Origin of the sequence: Sphingobium sp. ba1 (assembly GCF_000743655.1) — a bacterium.
Taxonomy (GTDB): domain Bacteria; phylum Pseudomonadota; class Alphaproteobacteria; order Sphingomonadales; family Sphingomonadaceae; genus Sphingobium.
Genome location: NZ_JPPQ01000069.1, coordinates 161,329 through 177,969 on the forward strand (window position 1 = coordinate 161,329; position 16,641 = coordinate 177,969).

The 16,641-nt window shown below is 62.5% G+C and carries 18 protein-coding genes; 9 read left to right on the forward strand and 9 right to left on the reverse strand.

All coding sequences use genetic code 11. The annotated features are described in order from the left end of the window. Positions 1-94 precede the first annotated feature (94 nt). A complete protein-coding gene (locus IL54_RS03815) occupies positions 95-694 on the reverse strand; it encodes a hypothetical protein (protein WP_037473374.1) in 600 nt (199 codons plus the stop codon). Between the two features lie 242 nt (positions 695-936). On the opposite strand from IL54_RS03815, the gene eno reads away from it, so the two are divergent. The 4 genes from eno (at position 937) to IL54_RS03835 (ending at position 5,182) form a co-directional block, all read left to right on the forward strand. Continuing rightward, the gene (eno, locus tag IL54_RS03820) at positions 937-2,211 is read left to right on the forward strand and encodes a phosphopyruvate hydratase (protein WP_037473376.1); all 1,275 of its coding nucleotides are present in this window, start codon (positions 937-939) and stop codon (positions 2,209-2,211) included. Positions 2,212-2,287: 76 nt separating this feature from the next. Beyond that, a complete protein-coding gene (locus IL54_RS03825; RefSeq protein ID WP_037473378.1) occupies positions 2,288-2,599 on the forward strand; it encodes an FtsB family cell division protein in 312 nt (103 codons plus the stop codon). A 136-nt stretch (positions 2,600-2,735) separates the two neighbouring features. After that, complete coding sequence (gene pdhA / locus IL54_RS03830) at positions 2,736-3,809, forward strand: pyruvate dehydrogenase (acetyl-transferring) E1 component subunit alpha (protein WP_037473379.1); 1,074 nt, start codon at positions 2,736-2,738, stop codon at positions 3,807-3,809. After that, positions 3,809-5,182, forward strand: a complete 1,374-nt coding sequence (locus tag IL54_RS03835) for a pyruvate dehydrogenase complex E1 component subunit beta (RefSeq protein ID WP_037473381.1) — start codon at positions 3,809-3,811, stop codon at positions 5,180-5,182. Before pdhA ends, IL54_RS03835 begins: the two co-directional genes overlap by 1 nt. 21 nt (positions 5,183-5,203) lie before the next feature. Here the strand turns inward: IL54_RS03835 and IL54_RS03840 are convergent, their stop codons facing one another. From IL54_RS03840 to IL54_RS03850, 3 genes are read right to left on the reverse strand one after another with little or no spacing between them, the layout of a single operon-like run. After that, positions 5,204-5,854 (reverse strand): TadE/TadG family type IV pilus assembly protein, encoded by a 651-nt coding sequence (locus tag IL54_RS03840; RefSeq protein ID WP_052027538.1) that lies wholly within the window; start codon positions 5,852-5,854, stop codon positions 5,204-5,206. After that, positions 5,851-6,447: a TadE/TadG family type IV pilus assembly protein gene (locus IL54_RS03845; protein ID WP_037473384.1), complete on the reverse strand. Its 597-nt coding sequence runs from the start codon at positions 6,445-6,447 to the stop codon at positions 5,851-5,853. Before IL54_RS03845 ends, IL54_RS03840 begins: the two co-directional genes overlap by 4 nt. Continuing rightward, positions 6,444-8,078 carry a TadE/TadG family type IV pilus assembly protein gene (locus IL54_RS03850; RefSeq protein ID WP_162182202.1) on the reverse strand — a complete coding sequence of 545 codons (1,635 nt, stop codon included), beginning with the start codon at positions 8,076-8,078 and terminating at the stop codon, positions 6,444-6,446. The genes IL54_RS03845 and IL54_RS03850 overlap by 4 nt, the downstream gene beginning before the upstream one ends. Positions 8,079-8,235: 157 nt before the next feature. On the opposite strand from IL54_RS03850, the gene IL54_RS03855 reads away from it, so the two are divergent. Both IL54_RS03855 and IL54_RS03860 read left to right on the forward strand, forming a co-directional pair. Continuing rightward, the gene (locus IL54_RS03855; RefSeq protein ID WP_037477764.1) at positions 8,236-8,895 is read left to right on the forward strand and encodes a squalene/phytoene synthase family protein; all 660 of its coding nucleotides are present in this window, start codon (positions 8,236-8,238) and stop codon (positions 8,893-8,895) included. A 45-nt stretch (positions 8,896-8,940) separates the two neighbouring features. After that, positions 8,941-9,405, forward strand: coding sequence for an EF-hand domain-containing protein (locus tag IL54_RS03860; protein WP_037473388.1), 465 nt, complete (start codon positions 8,941-8,943; stop codon positions 9,403-9,405). 5 nt (positions 9,406-9,410) lie between these two features. Here the strand turns inward: IL54_RS03860 and IL54_RS03865 are convergent, their stop codons facing one another. The 5 genes from IL54_RS03865 to IL54_RS03885 form a co-directional block, all read right to left on the reverse strand. Beyond that, positions 9,411-9,764: a YbaN family protein gene (locus IL54_RS03865; RefSeq protein WP_037473389.1), complete on the reverse strand. Its 354-nt coding sequence runs from the start codon at positions 9,762-9,764 to the stop codon at positions 9,411-9,413. Positions 9,765-9,833: 69 nt separating this feature from the next. Next, positions 9,834-11,138: a sensor histidine kinase gene (locus IL54_RS03870; protein WP_037473391.1), complete on the reverse strand. Its 1,305-nt coding sequence runs from the start codon at positions 11,136-11,138 to the stop codon at positions 9,834-9,836. A 179-nt stretch (positions 11,139-11,317) separates the two neighbouring features. Continuing rightward, positions 11,318-11,983 (reverse strand): response regulator transcription factor, encoded by a 666-nt coding sequence (locus IL54_RS03875; RefSeq protein WP_037473392.1) that lies wholly within the window; start codon positions 11,981-11,983, stop codon positions 11,318-11,320. A 33-nt stretch (positions 11,984-12,016) separates the two neighbouring features. Then, a complete protein-coding gene (locus tag IL54_RS03880; RefSeq protein WP_037473394.1) occupies positions 12,017-12,367 on the reverse strand; it encodes a hypothetical protein in 351 nt (116 codons plus the stop codon). 83 nt (positions 12,368-12,450) lie between these two features. Next, the gene (locus IL54_RS03885) at positions 12,451-13,182 is read right to left on the reverse strand and encodes an SIMPL domain-containing protein (protein ID WP_037473396.1); all 732 of its coding nucleotides are present in this window, start codon (positions 13,180-13,182) and stop codon (positions 12,451-12,453) included. 140 nt (positions 13,183-13,322) lie between these two features. On the opposite strand from IL54_RS03885, the gene IL54_RS03890 reads away from it, so the two are divergent. The 3 genes from IL54_RS03890 (at position 13,323) to IL54_RS03900 (ending at position 16,599) form a co-directional block, all read left to right on the forward strand. After that, entirely contained in the window at positions 13,323-15,185 is a 1,863-nt protein-coding gene (locus tag IL54_RS03890) for an ABC-F family ATP-binding cassette domain-containing protein (protein ID WP_037473398.1), read from the forward strand. Positions 15,186-15,299: 114 nt separating this feature from the next. Beyond that, complete coding sequence (locus tag IL54_RS03895; RefSeq protein ID WP_037473399.1) at positions 15,300-16,019, forward strand: VIT1/CCC1 transporter family protein; 720 nt, start codon at positions 15,300-15,302, stop codon at positions 16,017-16,019. 34 nt (positions 16,020-16,053) lie between these two features. Beyond that, positions 16,054-16,599, forward strand: coding sequence for a glutathione peroxidase (locus tag IL54_RS03900; protein WP_037473400.1), 546 nt, complete (start codon positions 16,054-16,056; stop codon positions 16,597-16,599). The last annotated feature ends 42 nt before the right edge of the window (positions 16,600-16,641 follow it).

The following is a 16,641-nucleotide window of genomic DNA, read 5'->3' on the forward strand; positions in this document are numbered from 1 at the left end:
ACCGCCGTTTCCGTTGGCTCTTGTGTCAATAGATCCTCCGCCCCGAAACCGGAGCCTTTCGTTTCAGTGACGGGAAAGCCGGAAAGGCAAACCCTCAGGCCTTGTCGTCCGACCCTTTAGCGAGGCGCATCAACACGAAGCCGACAACGGCGGCTGCACCAATCGCAACAGCCGGACTCTTGCGCACGAAATCGCGCGCTTCGGCCATCAACTGATCGACATCCTTATTGTCCAAGCTGTCAGCCGCACCGGCAACCTGTTCGGCGGCCTGACGGGCATAATCGCCATATTGCGGGCCGAGCTTGGCATCGACCGTGGCGGCCGTGTCGGCGATCAGCTTGGACAGGCTCTGCATGGCCGTGCCAGTCTTGTCCTTGGCGACGCCTGCGGCGGACTTGGCGGTCTTGCCAGCCTGTTCCTTGATCGGGTCGATATGGGCTTTCCAATCAACAGCGTTCAACTTCTCGGCCGCAGCCTTGGCTGCCTTCTCGGCCTGCTCCTTGATCGGCTTGATCTGTGCGCTCAGACCCTTTGCAGCGCTTTCCACGTCAGCGGCGGCGTCTGACGCCGCTTCCGTCGCGGCTTTCTTGAGCGGCTCGGCCTTCACGGCGACGGCGCTGGCGGCGGTATCCAGGGTCTTGGCCTTGGGGGGGCGTCCGCGCTTGGCGGCCGGCGTTACCGGGGTATCAACCATCGTCCTCAATCTCCCTCTTGATGCAGCATGGTGCGCCGCGCGAGGCGGCAGGTGGTTATATTCCAAATGCTCCGCAGCGGCATGCAGTTCCGTTGCCGTCACATTTTCGACCATCGGCATTTTTCCGATGCGTGCAAGCCCTGCATTGCCAATAGCCGGGCTGCTGGCTAAGCGGAGCGCGGAAAAACAGGGGAGGGGCCGCCATCAGGGTTGCCCGCCCATTGTCAGTGCAGGGAGCGATCATGACCGCCATTCTCGACATTCACGCCCGCCAGATTTTCGACAGCCGTGGCAACCCCACCGTCGAAGTCGACGTCATGCTGGAGGATGGCAGCTTCGGCCGCGCGGCGGTGCCGTCGGGCGCGTCGACCGGCGCCTATGAAGCGGTGGAAAAGCGCGACGGCGACAAGAGCCGCTATATGGGCAAAGGCGTGTTGAAAGCGGTCGATACCGTCAATGACGAGATTGCCGGCGAACTGATCGGCTTCGATGCCGAGGATCAGGGCGAAGTCGATGCGGCGATGATCGCGCTCGACGGCACCGACAATAAGTCGAACCTCGGCGCCAACGCGATCTTGGGCGTCAGCCTGGCGGTGGCAAAGGCCGCTGCCGATGCGCGCGGCCTGCCGCTCTATCGCTATGTCGGCGGCGTGTCTGCCCACGTGCTGCCAGTGCCGATGATGAACATCATCAACGGCGGCGAACATGCCGACAACCCGATCGATTTTCAGGAATTCATGATCATGCCGGTCGGTGCTGAAAGCATCGCCGATGCCGTGCGGATCGGGTCGGAAATCTTCCACACGTTGAAGAAGGGCCTGCACGACAAGGGGCTGGCGACGTCGGTCGGTGATGAAGGCGGCTTCGCGCCCAACATCGCCTCGACCCGCGATGCGCTCGATTTCATCATGCTGTCGGTCGAAAAGGCTGGCTACAAGCCGGGCGACGACGTCATGCTGGCGCTCGATTGCGCCGCGACGGAATTCTTCAAGAACGGCAAGTACGAGATTTCGGGCGAAGGTCTGTCGCTCAGCCCCGTTGAAATGGCCGACTATCTCGCCGCCCTGTGTGCCGACTATCCGATCAAGTCGATCGAGGATGGCATGAGCGAGGATGATTTCGAAGGCTGGAAGGCGCTGACCGACAAGATCGGCGGTTCGGTGCAGCTGGTCGGCGACGACCTGTTCGTAACCAACCCCAAGCGCCTGTCGATGGGCATCGACATGGGCCTGGCCAACTCGCTGCTGGTGAAGGTCAACCAGATCGGCACGCTGACCGAAACGCTGGCGGCCGTCGATATGGCGCACCGCGCCCGCTACACTGCCGTCATGTCGCACCGGTCGGGCGAGACCGAGGACGCGACCATCGCGGACCTCGCCGTCGCCACCAATTGCGGCCAGATCAAGACCGGCTCGCTCGCGCGGTCGGACCGGCTTGCGAAGTATAACCAACTCATCCGCATCGAGGAAGAACTGGGCGATGTCGCCGTCTATGCCGGACGCTCCATCTTCCGCTGATCGGCTTTCCTTCGGTTGGCCGCAAGTTCGACAAAATTCGCTTGCGGCCGACCTTTTCTTGTGATTCTTGTGGGCGATGGCGCACATCGCGAAGCTACGTCTCCTTTTATTCTCGGCCCTTGGCCCTGCGATCGCGCTGCTTCTGCTGCTGTCCTTCGCGGGCTATGTCGTTGTGGGGTCGAACGGCATCCTCGCCTGGGGCGACTATTCGCGTCAGCTCGGCGCGGCCAAGGCGGAACTCAAGCGGGTGCAGCAAGCGCGCGCCGACTTGCGCAACCGGGTCGACCTGCTCAACCCACGCCGTGTCGATCCCGATCTGTCGGACGAACTGATCCGCCGCCAGCTTGGCGTCATTCACCATGATGAAGTGATCGTGCCGCTCAACTGAGCCTTCGCCACGACCAATATTAGCCCAAGATGATAGCTTTGGCCCGGATTCCGTCGGGTCCGCCGTTGCAATATATGCAACTCTGCCGCTATATCGGGCTTCCTTCCATCCTACCCCACGCAAGAGGATAAGAGCCTTGGCGAAACCAACGACGCCGCGCCCGACCCGCGCAGAGGCCGAGGCGAAAAGCCCGGTCGGCGCGGACCATAACCGGCCTCGCCCCGACACTCCGACCGATTACAAGGCCAGCAAGGAAGAATTGCTGGAATTCTACCGGCAGATGGTCCTCATCCGCCGCTTCGAAGAGAAAGCGGGCCAGCTATATGGCCTCGGTCTCATCGGCGGCTTCTGTCACCTCTATATCGGCCAGGAAGCGGTTGCGGTCGGCATCCAGTCGGCACTCGTGCCCGGCAAGGACAGCGTTATCACCGGCTATCGCGACCACGGCCACATGCTGGCCTATGGCATCGATCCCAACGTCATCATGGCCGAACTGACCGGCCGTGGCGCGGGCATTTCGCGCGGCAAGGGCGGTTCGATGCATATGTTCAGCGTCGAACATAAATTTTTCGGCGGCCACGGCATCGTCGGCGCACAGGTATCGCTCGGCGCGGGCCTCGGCTTCGCGCACAAATATAATGGCGATGGCGGCGTGTGCGTCGCCTATTTTGGTGATGGCGCGGCCAACCAGGGCCAGGTCTATGAATCCTTCAACATGGCCGAGCTGTGGAAGCTGCCGATCATTTTCGTTATCGAGAATAATCAATACGCCATGGGCACCAGCGTCAACCGTTCTTCGGCGGAAGACCAGCTCTATCGCCGGGGCGAAAGTTTCCGCATCCCCGGCATCCAGGTCAACGGCATGGACGTGCTGGCCGTGCGCGGCGCAACCGAGGAAGCGTTGAAGTGGGTGCAGGGCGGCAATGGCCCGATCCTGCTGGAAATGAAAACCTACCGCTATCGCGGCCACTCCATGTCCGATCCGGCCAAGTACCGGTCGCGCGAAGAAGTGCAGGCGATGCGCGACAAGTCCGACCCGATCGAGGGTGCCAAGGTCTATCTCGCCGAACACGGCGTGGGTGAGGACGAACTCAAGAAGATCGACCAGGACATCCGCAAGATCGTCAGCGAAGCGGCCGATTTCGCCGAATCTTCGCCTGAGCCGGACATGGCCGAACTCTATACCGACGTGCTGGTGGAGCAATATTAATGGGTATCGAAATCAAGATGCCGGCGCTCTCGCCGACGATGGAAGAGGGCACGCTGGCCAAGTGGCTGGTGAAGGAAGGCGACGAAGTAAAGTCCGGCGATATTTTGGCCGAGATCGAAACCGACAAGGCGACGATGGAATTCGAAGCCGTCGATGAAGGCAAGATCGGCAAGATCATGATCGCCGAGGGGTCCGAAGGCGTGAAGGTCGGCACCGTCATCGCGACGATGGCCGGTGAAGAGGGCGAGGACGAAGCACCCGCACCCAAGGCGGCGGCTGCGCCTGCCAAGGCTGAAGCCGAAGCGCCCAAAAAGGCCGAAAGCGGCACCGCCAAGCTGGCGTCGGAAGCCAAGGCGACCGTCGCCGACCCGGACCTGCCCGAAGGCACCGAGTTCGTCAAAACGACGGTCCGTGAAGCCCTGCGCGATGCCATGGCCGAAGAAATGCGCGCCGACGAGCGCGTGTTCGTGATCGGCGAGGAAGTGGCCGAATATCAGGGTGCCTATAAGGTCACCCAGGGTCTGCTCGATGAATTTGGCGGCAAGCGCGTCATCGACACGCCGATCACCGAATATGGCTTTGCCGGCATCGGCACGGGCGCGGCGATGGGCGGCCTGCGCCCGATCGTTGAGTTCATGACGTTCAACTTCGCCATGCAGGCGATCGACCACATCATCAACTCGGCGGCCAAGACCAATTACATGTCCGGCGGCCAGATGCGCTGCCCGATCGTGTTCCGTGGTCCCAACGGCGCGGCCAGCCGCGTCGGCGCGCAGCATAGCCAGAATTATGCTCCCTGGTATGCCGCCGTCCCCGGCCTGATCGTCATCGCGCCTTATGACGCGGCGGACGCCAAGGGTCTGCTCAAGGCAGCGATTCGCTCGACCGACCCGGTCGTGTTCCTGGAAAACGAACTGCTCTACGGCCGCAGCTTCGACGTGCCCAAGGTCGATGACTATGTCCTGCCGATCGGCAAGGCACGGATCATGCGGCCGGGCAAGGATGTGACGCTGGTCAGCTATTCGATCGGCGTCGGCCTTGCGCTCGATGCTGCCGAAACGCTGGCTGCAGAGGGTATCGATGCGGAGGTCATCGACCTGCGCACGCTGCGCCCGCTCGACACCGCGACCGTGCTGGAAAGCCTCAAAAAGACCAACCGCATCGTCGTGGTCGAAGAAGGCTGGCCGACCTGCTCGATCGCGTCGGAAATCGCCGCCGTCGTCATGGAAAAGGGCTTCGACGATCTCGACGCCCCGGTACTGCGCGTCACCAACGAAGACGTGCCGCTCCCCTATGCCGCGAACCTGGAAAAGGCAGCGCTCATCGACGCCGCCCGCGTGGTCGAAGCAGCGAAGAAGGTCTGCTACCGCTGAACCGAAATACCTACGTCGCCGTCAGGCGGCGTAGGTGGTGCAGGGCGAATTGGTGCCGTTCGTCAATATATCGTTGGCCGTCCGTTCGCGGACGGCCATAGCGGCATAGGCTGACATTTGCGGCGTGCCGAAGAAAGAATCCGAAATAAGCGGTCGATAGGTATAATAGACCTCGACGAAGATCAGTTCGCTGCCCTTGGTAGCAGCGATCTTCCGTCCGCTTGGTCCCATGCCGTCGATGCCGATATTGCTGTTCTCTGTCGTAGCGAAGGCCGATGTCTTGACCAACGCTCCGGAACAACGCTGCCACCGTAGTTTTTGATTGGTGACAGTGTTGGAATTGTCCAGCACCGGCGCGATGCTGGACACGATGATCCGACCATTATTGCGCAGATCGATGCTGTCGCCCAATATTTTGATGCCGCCTAGAGCATCGGACACGTCGCCGTTCGAGATGCTGAGCCGAATGCGGGAAATGCTGTCTGCGGTCAGGGTCGCAATGTCGCCTATCTTTTGCGAGGTGTAGGCCATATTCGCCGCCTCGGCACCATAGAGGGTAAGACCCATGAGAACAGGCAGCGCCAGCGCGAACTCAATCGCCGCAACCCCTCTGATATTGCGCCTAATCTCGCGAAAGGACTGGCGAAGCCGCTTGCCGATGGCCATGGTCATGCCTTGCACTTGGGGGTTAGGACGCTCTGCAATTCATAGGGCTGCCGACGGGTCATCGTGGTCGCTGTCAGCGTGACGCTATTGCCGATCCCGACGAAGCGATAGATCGGCACGATACGGTCATACGTGACGACGGTATTGTAGCGGACGATATCGTCTGCGCCGCCGATGCCGGTCTTGCCCTCCGTCACCACATTGCGCTCGCCATTGTCATCGACATCTTCCCAGCAATCGCCACTGTCGAGCGTGCCATTATTGTTCGAATCCTTGGTCAGCCGTTCCATCGCGTTTATCTGGCTATATTGCAGGAAGCTGCCCTTGGTCGTGCGGACCGTCGCGTTAGGAGCCAAGCGCTGGACGGTTGCTTCAATGTCATCCTCGACCGCTGTGCTGTCCACGGTCTGCAATGTCGTGAGGCGGGTCGCGCGCTCCATCGCGCCCAGTAGTACCGACCGCACATAGATTTGATATCCCATGTCCAATCCGCCGAACAGAATCAGGCATAGCGGTATCAGGATGAGCGCGAATTCCGGTACGGACGCGCCCCGCTGATCTTGGGCCAGCCTGGGTGAAAGGCGGGGGGAAACGGTCACTGCGCCAACCTCAAAGACCCGATATTTTCGCCGATGTCGCGGAAGACATTGTTCAGATCGGAGGCATTGACCGCCTCGAACGCATATTCATTTTTTGCGCCGGAAGAGCAGTCGATGAGATCCTGACTGAGCGGTGCTCCGGCACCGAAGGATATGGTGTAGATTTTCGTGCTCGCCATATTTTTGATGGCGGCACAGGTGATCAGCATGCGGGCCGTGTGATTGGTGTTGGAAGTCGCTACGGTGCCATTGGCCGCAACCCGCCGCCATGTCGTTTCCTGTGCATATGCACCATAGCCTGTATTGCCCGTGTCCATCTGACCATCAGTCATGAAAATGACATAGCGATTAACGGGATAAGTATTGTAGGTGGCTGGATTGTCCGACGCCCAATTGCCATTGCGCGATAGCAGCCGGGCTGCCCACAACAAACCGATGTCGAGATAGGTGCCGCCATTGGCCGCGAAGCCATTTGTCAGACTGAAATAATCGTTAAACTGGGAAGCCGTCATCTGCTGCATTTCGCGCATGGCTTTCGGGCACGCATATTGGGCGTTACCGACTTTTGAAGGATCCGCGACGGTCCAGCGTGTGTCGGTAGATGTCGGCACCGTATTGTAGTTCATATCGTAGGCGGTCGCAGGAACCGTGCTGGACGTCGATGTGATGCTATTGCTAGTGCTTTGTTCTTCGACGCAGCCGTCCCAGGTGTCACGCATCCAGGTGCTGTTGTGGGACACGATATTGTCAGGATAGCTACAATAATACCGACCGCAGGTGTAAGCGCGATAAGTGCCCGTCGTGTTGAACCAACCTGGCTGACGCGCGTAGAGTGTCGTTCCGGCAGAGCCCTTGCTGAACCCGGCATTGACCATCTGGGAGAAGGGAATGATCGACCAGCGCACGCGCTTGCGCTTACCCTGTTCGGTCATGTTGAACTGGCTTTCGATGGTAGCCATCTGCGTTTGCAAGTTAGCCAATGCAGTACGAAGTGCCTGCATCCGGGAAATGTTCGTACCATTGTCGGTCTGTTCAAGGACATAGGTGACGGCCTTGCCATCTACTGTCATTGTCTTGCCGCTTCGATTATTGTTGTAGATCCAGTTGGAACACTCGCTCGCTGTAAATTCCGGCTTGCACGCCATCGATCCGGTCGTATCCAGCACCAGCACGATGTCGATGTTCGAATAGTCGTTACGCCCGCTGCAGGTCGCAGAAACGGTCATGTCGTCCTTGCCGAACAATTTCATGATGACGGTCGGAACGGTGGTGGAAACGGTCAGAACGATCTGATCGTTCGCGCCCAGTGTTGGTACGATATTGGCGTCTTGAAGCGTCGAACCCAGATAGCTGTTGGGATAGTTGAATTTCACATATTTGCGGACTTCATCCGTCACCGCGCTGGTTAAAACGCCGCTGGTACCCATCAATTTGCGCCCTGCCAGTACGCCAGCGTCACAAGCCTGTTGCAGGCGGGTCTGGCCCAGATAGCCACGGCTGATATCAAGGCCACCACCGATCATCCCCGCAAGCGGGATGAGCGCTGCCGCGACAATGGCCAGCGTATTGCCCGCTTGGTTCTTCGCCAGCCGTGCCAACAACCCTACAGGATGTTCGATCTGCTTGCCCATTTGTCCGCCATCACCCATGTCGTGCCCGTCGCCCCCCATTTCGGGCCGGACAGATTGTTTTCGCCTATGCAGGCGCACTCGTTAGAATGTGTATGAGGAAGATGGTTAAAGGACCGATAACCCGCCAGTCCCACCTGCTGTGCGGCTGTCCGCACCGATGAGCGGCCTGGCGCAGGAATTGCCGCCGCTGGTCGAAGTGCTGGTGGCGCATGCCGGGCCGGGCGCGGAGCGGCACCGTGCGCTCTGGGCGTTCGACGCGCGGCTCGCCCATGTCGCGCGCACGACCAGCGAGCCGACGATCGGGCAGATGCGGCTCGCCTGGTGGAATGACGTCATCGACGATGCCGATGCGCGCAAGGGGCGGGGCGAGCCTGTGGTCGATGCGCTGCGCGCCACGGGCGCGATGGCCGCGCCGGGGCTGGTCGCGATGATCGATGGCTGGGAAATTTTGGTGGTCGAACAGGAGATCGATGTGGAAGGCCTGCGCGCCTATGCCGTAGGTCGGGGCGGCGGCCTGTTCCGCGCGCTGGCCGACGTCGCCGACGCGCCGGACTGGCTGAACGCGGCGGGGCAGGTCTGGGCCTTGTGGGACATGGCCGGCCATGTCGGCGACGTAGCGCTGGCCGACGCCGCGCTAGCGCTGGCGCGGGAGATCGCGCCACGGTTGGACGGCGCGCGCTGGCCGCGTGCATGGAAACCGGTGCGCATAGTGGCGACGCTGGCGCAACAGGATGTGCTGGCCGGACGGCGCGCGCCGCTTGGGATGCCGCGTTCGCTTGCCTGGCGGCTGCTGCGGATCGCGCTTGTCGGGCGATAGGCAGACGCGATAGGCTGCGCTTCGCAGGAGCGAAGGAGCGGGCATATGGGGCGATTGCTGGCAGGGGGCATGGCGGCGCTGTTACTCGTCGCGGGCGGCCTGTTCTGGTGGTCGGGCCAAGCGAGCAGCGACCCCGTGCCGCAACTGGCCATGGCCGCACCACCGCCGCCCGCTATGGAGAGCCTGCCGGAGGGCGATCCCGATGCCGTGGGGGCCGCGCCGCCCATGCCTGCCGAGGCCAGCCCGCAAAGCCGCGAAGAGCGACGCTTTGCCCGCTACGACCGCAATCGCGACGGGGTCATCACCCGGATCGAAATGCTGGGCAGCCGGACCAAGGCGTTCAAGGCGCTCGACAAAAATGGCGACAACCTGCTGTCCTTCGAAGAATGGGCGGTCGCGACATCGGACCGCTTCGGCACGGCAGACAAGGATGGCGACGCCAAACTGACCCCCGCCGAATTCGCCACCACCGCCCCCAAACGCGCCGCCAAAGCGAAATGCCGCTGCTGAGCCGTTCAGGCCTCAGGCCGGGTCCAAATCCACGTCCCGCCGATCAGCGCGGCGATGATGGGGATCAGGAACCAGGGAAAGGGCGAGAAGATCAGCGCCAGAACGATGCTGAAGGCAAAGGCACCCAGCGCCGCCTTCTTGCCCCGCCGACTGATCGCTCCGCCGTCGCGCCAGCGGCGGATATGCGCGCCGAAATGCTTGTGGTCGAGCAGCTTGGCCTCCAGCGTCGGGCTGGACCGGGCAAAGCAGAAAGCGGCCAGTATCATGAACGGGACAGTGGGCAGCAACGGGAGGAACGCCCCGATCGTGCCGAGGCCCAGCGACGCCCAACCAGCGATGAAATAGAGATATCGCCGCATGATCGGTCCTATGGGAGCGGGGGTATTGCTATTGTTTCGCAACTGCGACCCATGATGGCAAGGGAAAGATCAGGCCGCAGGTAGCCGCAAACGCGCAAGCAGTCCGCCCAGATCCTCGCTTTCCTCCAATAGCACGGACCCCCCATAGATTTCCGCGACATCGCGCACGATGGCGAGGCCAAGGCCAGTGCCGGGCTTGCCCGAATCGAGCCGCACGCCGCGATCGAAGATGCGGACGCGCTCTTCCAACGGAATGCCCATGCCATCATCCTCGACCAATATCTCGACCATGTCGCCCGCCCGCTTCACCGTCGCAAACACGGAGCCGCCGCCATATTTCGCGGCATTTTCGATGAGGTTGCCGAGCATTTCGTCCAGATCCTGCCGCTCGACGCGCACCGCCGCGCCCTTGTCGCCATCCATGTCGACGCGCGCCTGCGGATAGAGGCGCTGCACCGCGCGCTCGACGGCGGTCAGGCTCGCCCACACCTCCGCCCGGCTCTGCGCCGCGCCGCGCCGTCCGACCGCGCGGGCGCGGGCAAGGTGATGGTCGACCTGCCGCCGCATCGTCGTCGCCTCGCGGATGACCGCTTCGCCAAGGTCGGGCGATTGTGCGGTCGCGGCATTCATGATGACGGTCAGCGGCGTTTTGAGCGCATGGGCAAGGTTGCCCGCATGGGTGCGCGCCTCCTCGGCCTGCCGCTCATTATGGGCGAGCAGGGCGTTCAATTCCTCCACCATCGGCAGCACTTCGGCAGGCATCGGCTCAGTCAGGCGGCTTTTCTGCCCGTCGCGCATCCGCACGATTTCCTGCCGCACCTTGCGCAGCGGCCGCAGCCCGTAGAAGGTCTGCAACGTCGCCAGCACGAACAGGCCCAGCGCCAGCAGCGCGAAACTCTGAAACAGCGTGGCGCGCAGCGTCTTGATCTGCGCATCCAGCCCGGATCGCGCCTGGCCGACCATGAACAGCCAGCGGCTGTCGGAACCGGGCAGCACCACGGTCCGCTCCATGATGCGCAGATCCTCGCCGGGGAATTGCTTGCTGTCATAGACATGGAGGTGCCGGTCGCGATGCTCCTCCGGCACTTTAAGCGCGCGGTCCCACAGCGAGCGGGAACGCCAATCCTCATGTCCCTTGGCGCTCACCTGATAATAAAGGCCGCTATTAGGTTCGAGGAACCGCTGATCGGCCAATTCCCGGTTGAACAACACCTCGCCTTCCGGCCCGATCTCGGCCGCCGCGATCATCGCGGTCAGCACATAATTCATGCCATCGTCGAAATTGCGCGTGATCGCGTCGCTCAACACCCGGTCCAGCGCCACCCCGCCGCCGATCAGCAACAGGCTGATCCACAGCGCGGCGATACCCATCATCCGGCGGCTGATGGACCCGGTGGAGCGGACGGGGGGAGGGGGCGCAGCGCTATCCATTATTTACTCCCCGTTCGGTTCGAGCAGCTTCGAGCGAAGTCGAGAAGCGCCCGTCGAGAACAGGAGCGCCAAGCCCCGTTCTCGACAGGCTCGAACCGAACGGGTGGAAAGGACCGCGACTATTACCGCCCCGGCTCGTCGAGGCTGTAACCCAACCCTCGGATGGTGGTGATGACATCGGCACCCAGCTTCTTGCGGATGCGCGTCACGAACACTTCGATCGTGTTGGAATCGCGGTCGAAATCCTGGTCGTAAATATGCTCGATCAATTCGGTGCGGCTCACCACCTTGCCCTTGTGATGCAGCAGATAGGACAATAATTTATATTCCTGCGCGGTCAGCTTCACCGGATCGCCCGCCAGCGTAACCTTGCCCGACCGCGTGTCGAGGCGCACGTCGCCCGCCGTCAGTTCGCTCGACGCATTGCCTGATGCGCGGCGGATCAGTGCGCGCAGACGGGCGATCAATTCCTCGCTCTGGAACGGCTTGGCGAGATAGTCGTCTGCGCCTGCGTCCAGGCCCGCCACCTTGTCCGACCAGCTGTCGCGCGCGGTCAGCACCAGCACCGGAAATGCGCGGCCTTCCTTGCGCCAGCGGTCCAGCACCGTCAGCCCGTCGATCGTCGGCAGGCCAAGGTCCAGCACGACCGCGTCATAATTTTCGGTGGAGCCAAGAAAATGGCCGTCCTCGCCATCGGTGGCGAGGTCGATGGCATAGCCTGCGCCCTCCAGCGTGTTCCTGAGCTGCTGGCCCAGATTCGGTTCATCCTCGACGATCAGCAGACGCATGGGCTTTCCGTTTCTATTATAAAGCGAGCGCGGTCAGCGCGCCCAGCCGATGATATCGCCTGTCCGGCCGTCGGCATCAACCCATACCACCTTGCCGTCCTTCACATATTTCAGGCGATAGCGGTTGGCACCGGGGTTGAATTCGCTGCCGACATAGGTAGCCCCGCCCATCTGGGCATCGACCCGCCGCTTGATCATGGAAAAGGGCATGACATGCCCGTCCAGCATCGCACGTCGGGCGGCGTCCTGTTCGTCACGGCGACCGCCCGCCTGCGCGACGGGCATCGTTGCCACCAGCGCGAGCGCCGTGCCGATCCCGATCATCATGGAGGCTAGCCGGATTTTCCACTTCATAAGCATGGGCATGGCATAGGCGCAGGGCATTGAACAGGTGGTGAATGATGGGGATTGTTTCGCGGCGTGCCCGTCACGCCTGCGGATGCAGGCATGACGGGATAGACGAAACCTTATTTATCCAATGCATATTGCACGGTCAGCGTCACCGAAGCGCTGACCTGGCCGGGTTCGACCGGAGTCGCGGCGACCGAATCCGCCTTGAAGCGGGCGCTCTGGAGCATCGGCATGGGCGGCTGGCCACCGCTGTTGCTTTCGCTGATCGCAATCAGCCGCGCGGTGCGGAAACCGGCTGCCTGGGCATAGAAATCCGCCTGCGCCTTGGCGCTCTTCAACGCCTGCCCACGGGCCTGCGCCAGCATCGGCGCGGGATCGTCGATCGCAAAGCTCGGACCATTGACGTTGGTCGCTCCCGCCGCGACCATCGCATCGAGCAGCGAGCCGACCTTCTTCACGTCGCGCAGCTTGACGGTCAGCGTGTTGGACGCTTCATAGCCCATGAAGCGCGGGCCGGTGGGTTCGCCATCGCGCTGATTATAGTCATATTGCGCGTTCAGGTTGATGCCGCTCGTCTGGATGTCCTTCTTGGCGATACCCGCACGGGCCAGCGCCGCGATCAGCTTCTCCGTCTTGGCGGCATTGTCCTGCATTGCGGCCTGCGCGGTCGGCGCGCGGGTCTGGACGCCCGTGCCCACGGTCGCGATGTCGGGCGATCCTTCCACGCTTTCGGTGACGTTCAGCGTCACGACCGGCGCGGTCTCGGCGATGGTCACATTGGTCTGGGCGGCCGCGATGGCGGGCAGGGCGGCACTGGCCAGGGCCAGAAGAACAAGGGCGGATTTCATGAAGGGTAACTCTCCAGTGGGGATGCCGGTCTTTTGTATCGGCTGCGATGAATGGACGCTGACATGCGTTGAAAGCCGTGGGACAGCTTCCGGTTCCTTCGCCCTTGCTCCCCGGCGCGCTAACGCCTAGCTGCACGGCCATGGCAGCACCTCTTCTTTCCTACGAAAATCTTGGCCTCTCCCAAGGCTCCCACTGGTTGTTCGAGGGGATCGACATTCATGTCGGCCAACGTGACCGATTGGCGCTGATCGGACGCAACGGCGCGGGCAAGACGACCCTGTTGAAACTGGTCGCCGGGTTGATCGAGCCGGATCGTGGCACGCGATCGGTCCAGCCGGGCGCGCGAGTCATCATGCTGGAGCAAGATCCTGACGTCACGCCCTTCGCCACGCTGCATGATTTCGCGCTGGCGGGCGAGTTTGCGCCTGCCCCGCATGAGGTGGAGGCGATCGCCGACCAACTCGGCATCGACCTGTCGCGCGAAGCGAAGACGGCAAGCGGCGGCGAACGGCGGCGCGCCGCCATCGCCCGTGCGCTGGCGAGCGAGCCGGACCTGCTGCTGCTGGACGAGCCGACCAACCATTTGGACATCGCCGCGATCGATTGGCTGGAAAATTGGCTGGCGCGCTATAATGGCGCGTTCGTCGTCATCAGCCATGACCGCGCCTTCCTGACCCGGCTTACCCGCCAGACCCTCTGGCTCGACCGGGGCGTCATGCGCCGCAGCGAAATCGGTTTCGGCGGCTTCGAACAATGGATGGAAGCGGTCTATGCCGAAGAGGCGCGGGCGGCGGAAAAGCTCGACGCCAAGCTGAAGATCGAGGCGCATTGGCTGGAACGCGGCGTCACCGCGCGGCGCAAGCGCAACCAGGGACGGCTCGCCAAATTGTGGGAAATGCGCGAAACCCGCGCCGCGATGCAGGGACCGCAGGGCACCGCGAAGATCGCGGTGGCGAGCGACGACAGCAAGACCAAGAGCGTCATCAAGGCCGAGCATGTCACCAAGCGCTTTCCGAAATCTCCGTTCGCTTCGAGCGAAGTCGAGAAGCGGCAGCGCGAAGGTGTCTCGACGTCGCTCGACACGAACGGAAGTGATGAAAGGGTCATCATCGAAGACTTCACCCTGCGCATCCAGCGCGGCGACCGGATCGGCATCGTCGGTGGCAATGGCGCGGGCAAATCGACGTTGCTTAAACTGCTGACCGGCGAACTCGCGCCCGACAGCGGCAGCGTGACGCTGGCCCAGACGCTCGACATGATCTTCATCGACCAGCAGCGCAGCCTGATGCAGGGCGACAAGACCGTGCGCGACGTCCTGGCCGAAGGCGGCGACTGGATCGACGTGCGCGGGGTGCGAAAGCATGTCCATGGCTATCTCAAGGACTTTCTGTTCGATCCCAGCCTTGCCGAAGCAAAGGTTGCGACCCTGTCCGGCGGCGAACGCTCGCGCCTGTTGTTCGCGCGCGAATTTGCCCGCGAATCGAACCTGCTGGTGCTGGACGAACCGACCAACGATCTCGACCTCGAAACGCTAGACCTGTTGCAGGAAGTGATCGCCGATTATGACGGCACGGTGCTGATCGTCAGCCATGACCGCGACTTTCTCGACCGCACGGTGACGGTCACGCTGGGGCTGGACGGCACCGGCGTCGTCGATGTGATCGTCGGTGGCTATGCCGACTGGATCGCCAAGCGCGACCCGCGCAAGGCCGCCAAGGCCGAGAAGAAAGCCGCCGCCGCGCCCGCACCACCCAAGCCCGTCTCGGCCAAGCTGACCTATAAGGACCAGCGCGACCTGGAACTGCTACCCAAGCGGGTCGAGGAATTGGAAGCGGCCATCACCCGCGACGAAGAGGCGCTGGCCGACCCGGCGCTCTACTCCCGCGACCCCAAGAAATTCGCCGCGCTGACCGGGGCGATCGACAAGGCGAAGGCGGAGAAAGAGGCGGCGGAAATGCGCTGGCTGGAATTGGCGGAAAAGGCCGAAGGGTTGGCGGGCTAAGCCATCTGTTTCCGTTCGGTTCGAGCGCAGTCGAGAACCCATAGCGCAAACGCTTCTCGACTTCGCTCGAAGCGAACGGCAGTTATGGGAAAAGATTGAAACGGGGACGGACCGATGAACGCACAGACCGACATGGCAATCGACCAGCCCCACCACGCCGTCCATTATGTAAACCGCGTCGGTTGGCTGCGCGCCACCGTGCTGGGGGCCAATGACGGCATCGTGTCCACCGCCAGCCTGATGACCGGCATCGCCGCGTCGGGCGCGAGCAGCCAGACGATCCTGTTGACCGGCATCGCCGCTTTGGTGGCCGGTGCCATGTCGATGGCGGCAGGCGAATATGTTTCGGTCAGCGCGCAATCGGACACGGAACGCGCTGACCTTGCCAAGGAGCGCAACGCGCTCGCCACCCAGCCGCATGCCGAATGGATCGAACTGCGCGATATCTATGTCGAACGTGGCCTCACCGCCGATCTCGCCGGGCAGGTGGCGGAACAGTTGATGGCGACCGATGCGCTGGGTGCCCATGCCCGCGACGAACTGGGCATTTCGGACATGGCGACCGCGCGCCCGGTACAGGCGGCGCTGGCCTCGGCTGCAAGCTTTGCCGTGGGGGCCACGCCGCCCGTGCTGGTGTCGGCGATCGTCCCGGCTGGCAGCGCGCTGGTCGCGATCGTGGGCCTGTGCCTGCTTTGCCTGGCGCTGCTCGGCTATGTCGGCGCGCGGCTGGGCGGGGCGAGGCCGCTGCGCTCCATCCTGCGCACCCTGTTGTGGGGCGCGCTGGCGATGGCGATGACCGCTGGCGTAGGCCATCTTTTCGGCGCGACCATATAGTGGCAGGGTTCGCGCCAACCATAGGAGACCAAGCATGACCGACATTCAACAGATCCCGCTCAAGACGATCAAGGGTGCCGACACCAGCCTCGCCGACTATGCGGGCAAGGTGGTCCTGGCCGTCAATGTCGCCTCCAAATGCGGCCTGACCCCGCAATATGAAGGGCTGGAGCAGCTGTACGCCGCCTATAAGGACAAAGGATTGGTGGTCGCGGGCTTCCCCGCCAATGATTTCGGCGCGCAGGAGCCGGGCAGCAATGACGAGATCGCCACCTTCTGCACCACCAATTTCGGCGTCGATTTCCCCATGTTCGAAAAGATCGTGGTGACCGGGCCGGACAAGCACCCGCTCTATGCCGCCCTCACCAGCGCAGTGCCGGAGGCGCAGGGGGAGGGCGATGCCTTCCGCGAAAAGCTCAAAGGCTATGGCATGACCCCCAATCCGGTGCCCGAAATCCTGTGGAATTTCGAGAAATTCTTGATCGCCAAGGATGGCAGCGTCGCCGCACGCTTTGCGCCGACCACCGCACCCGACGATGCGGCATTGGTCGCGGCGATCGAAGCGGAACTCGCCAAGTGATGCGGGCAGGCCTGATCGCGGGCGCGCTGCTGCTGGCGGGTA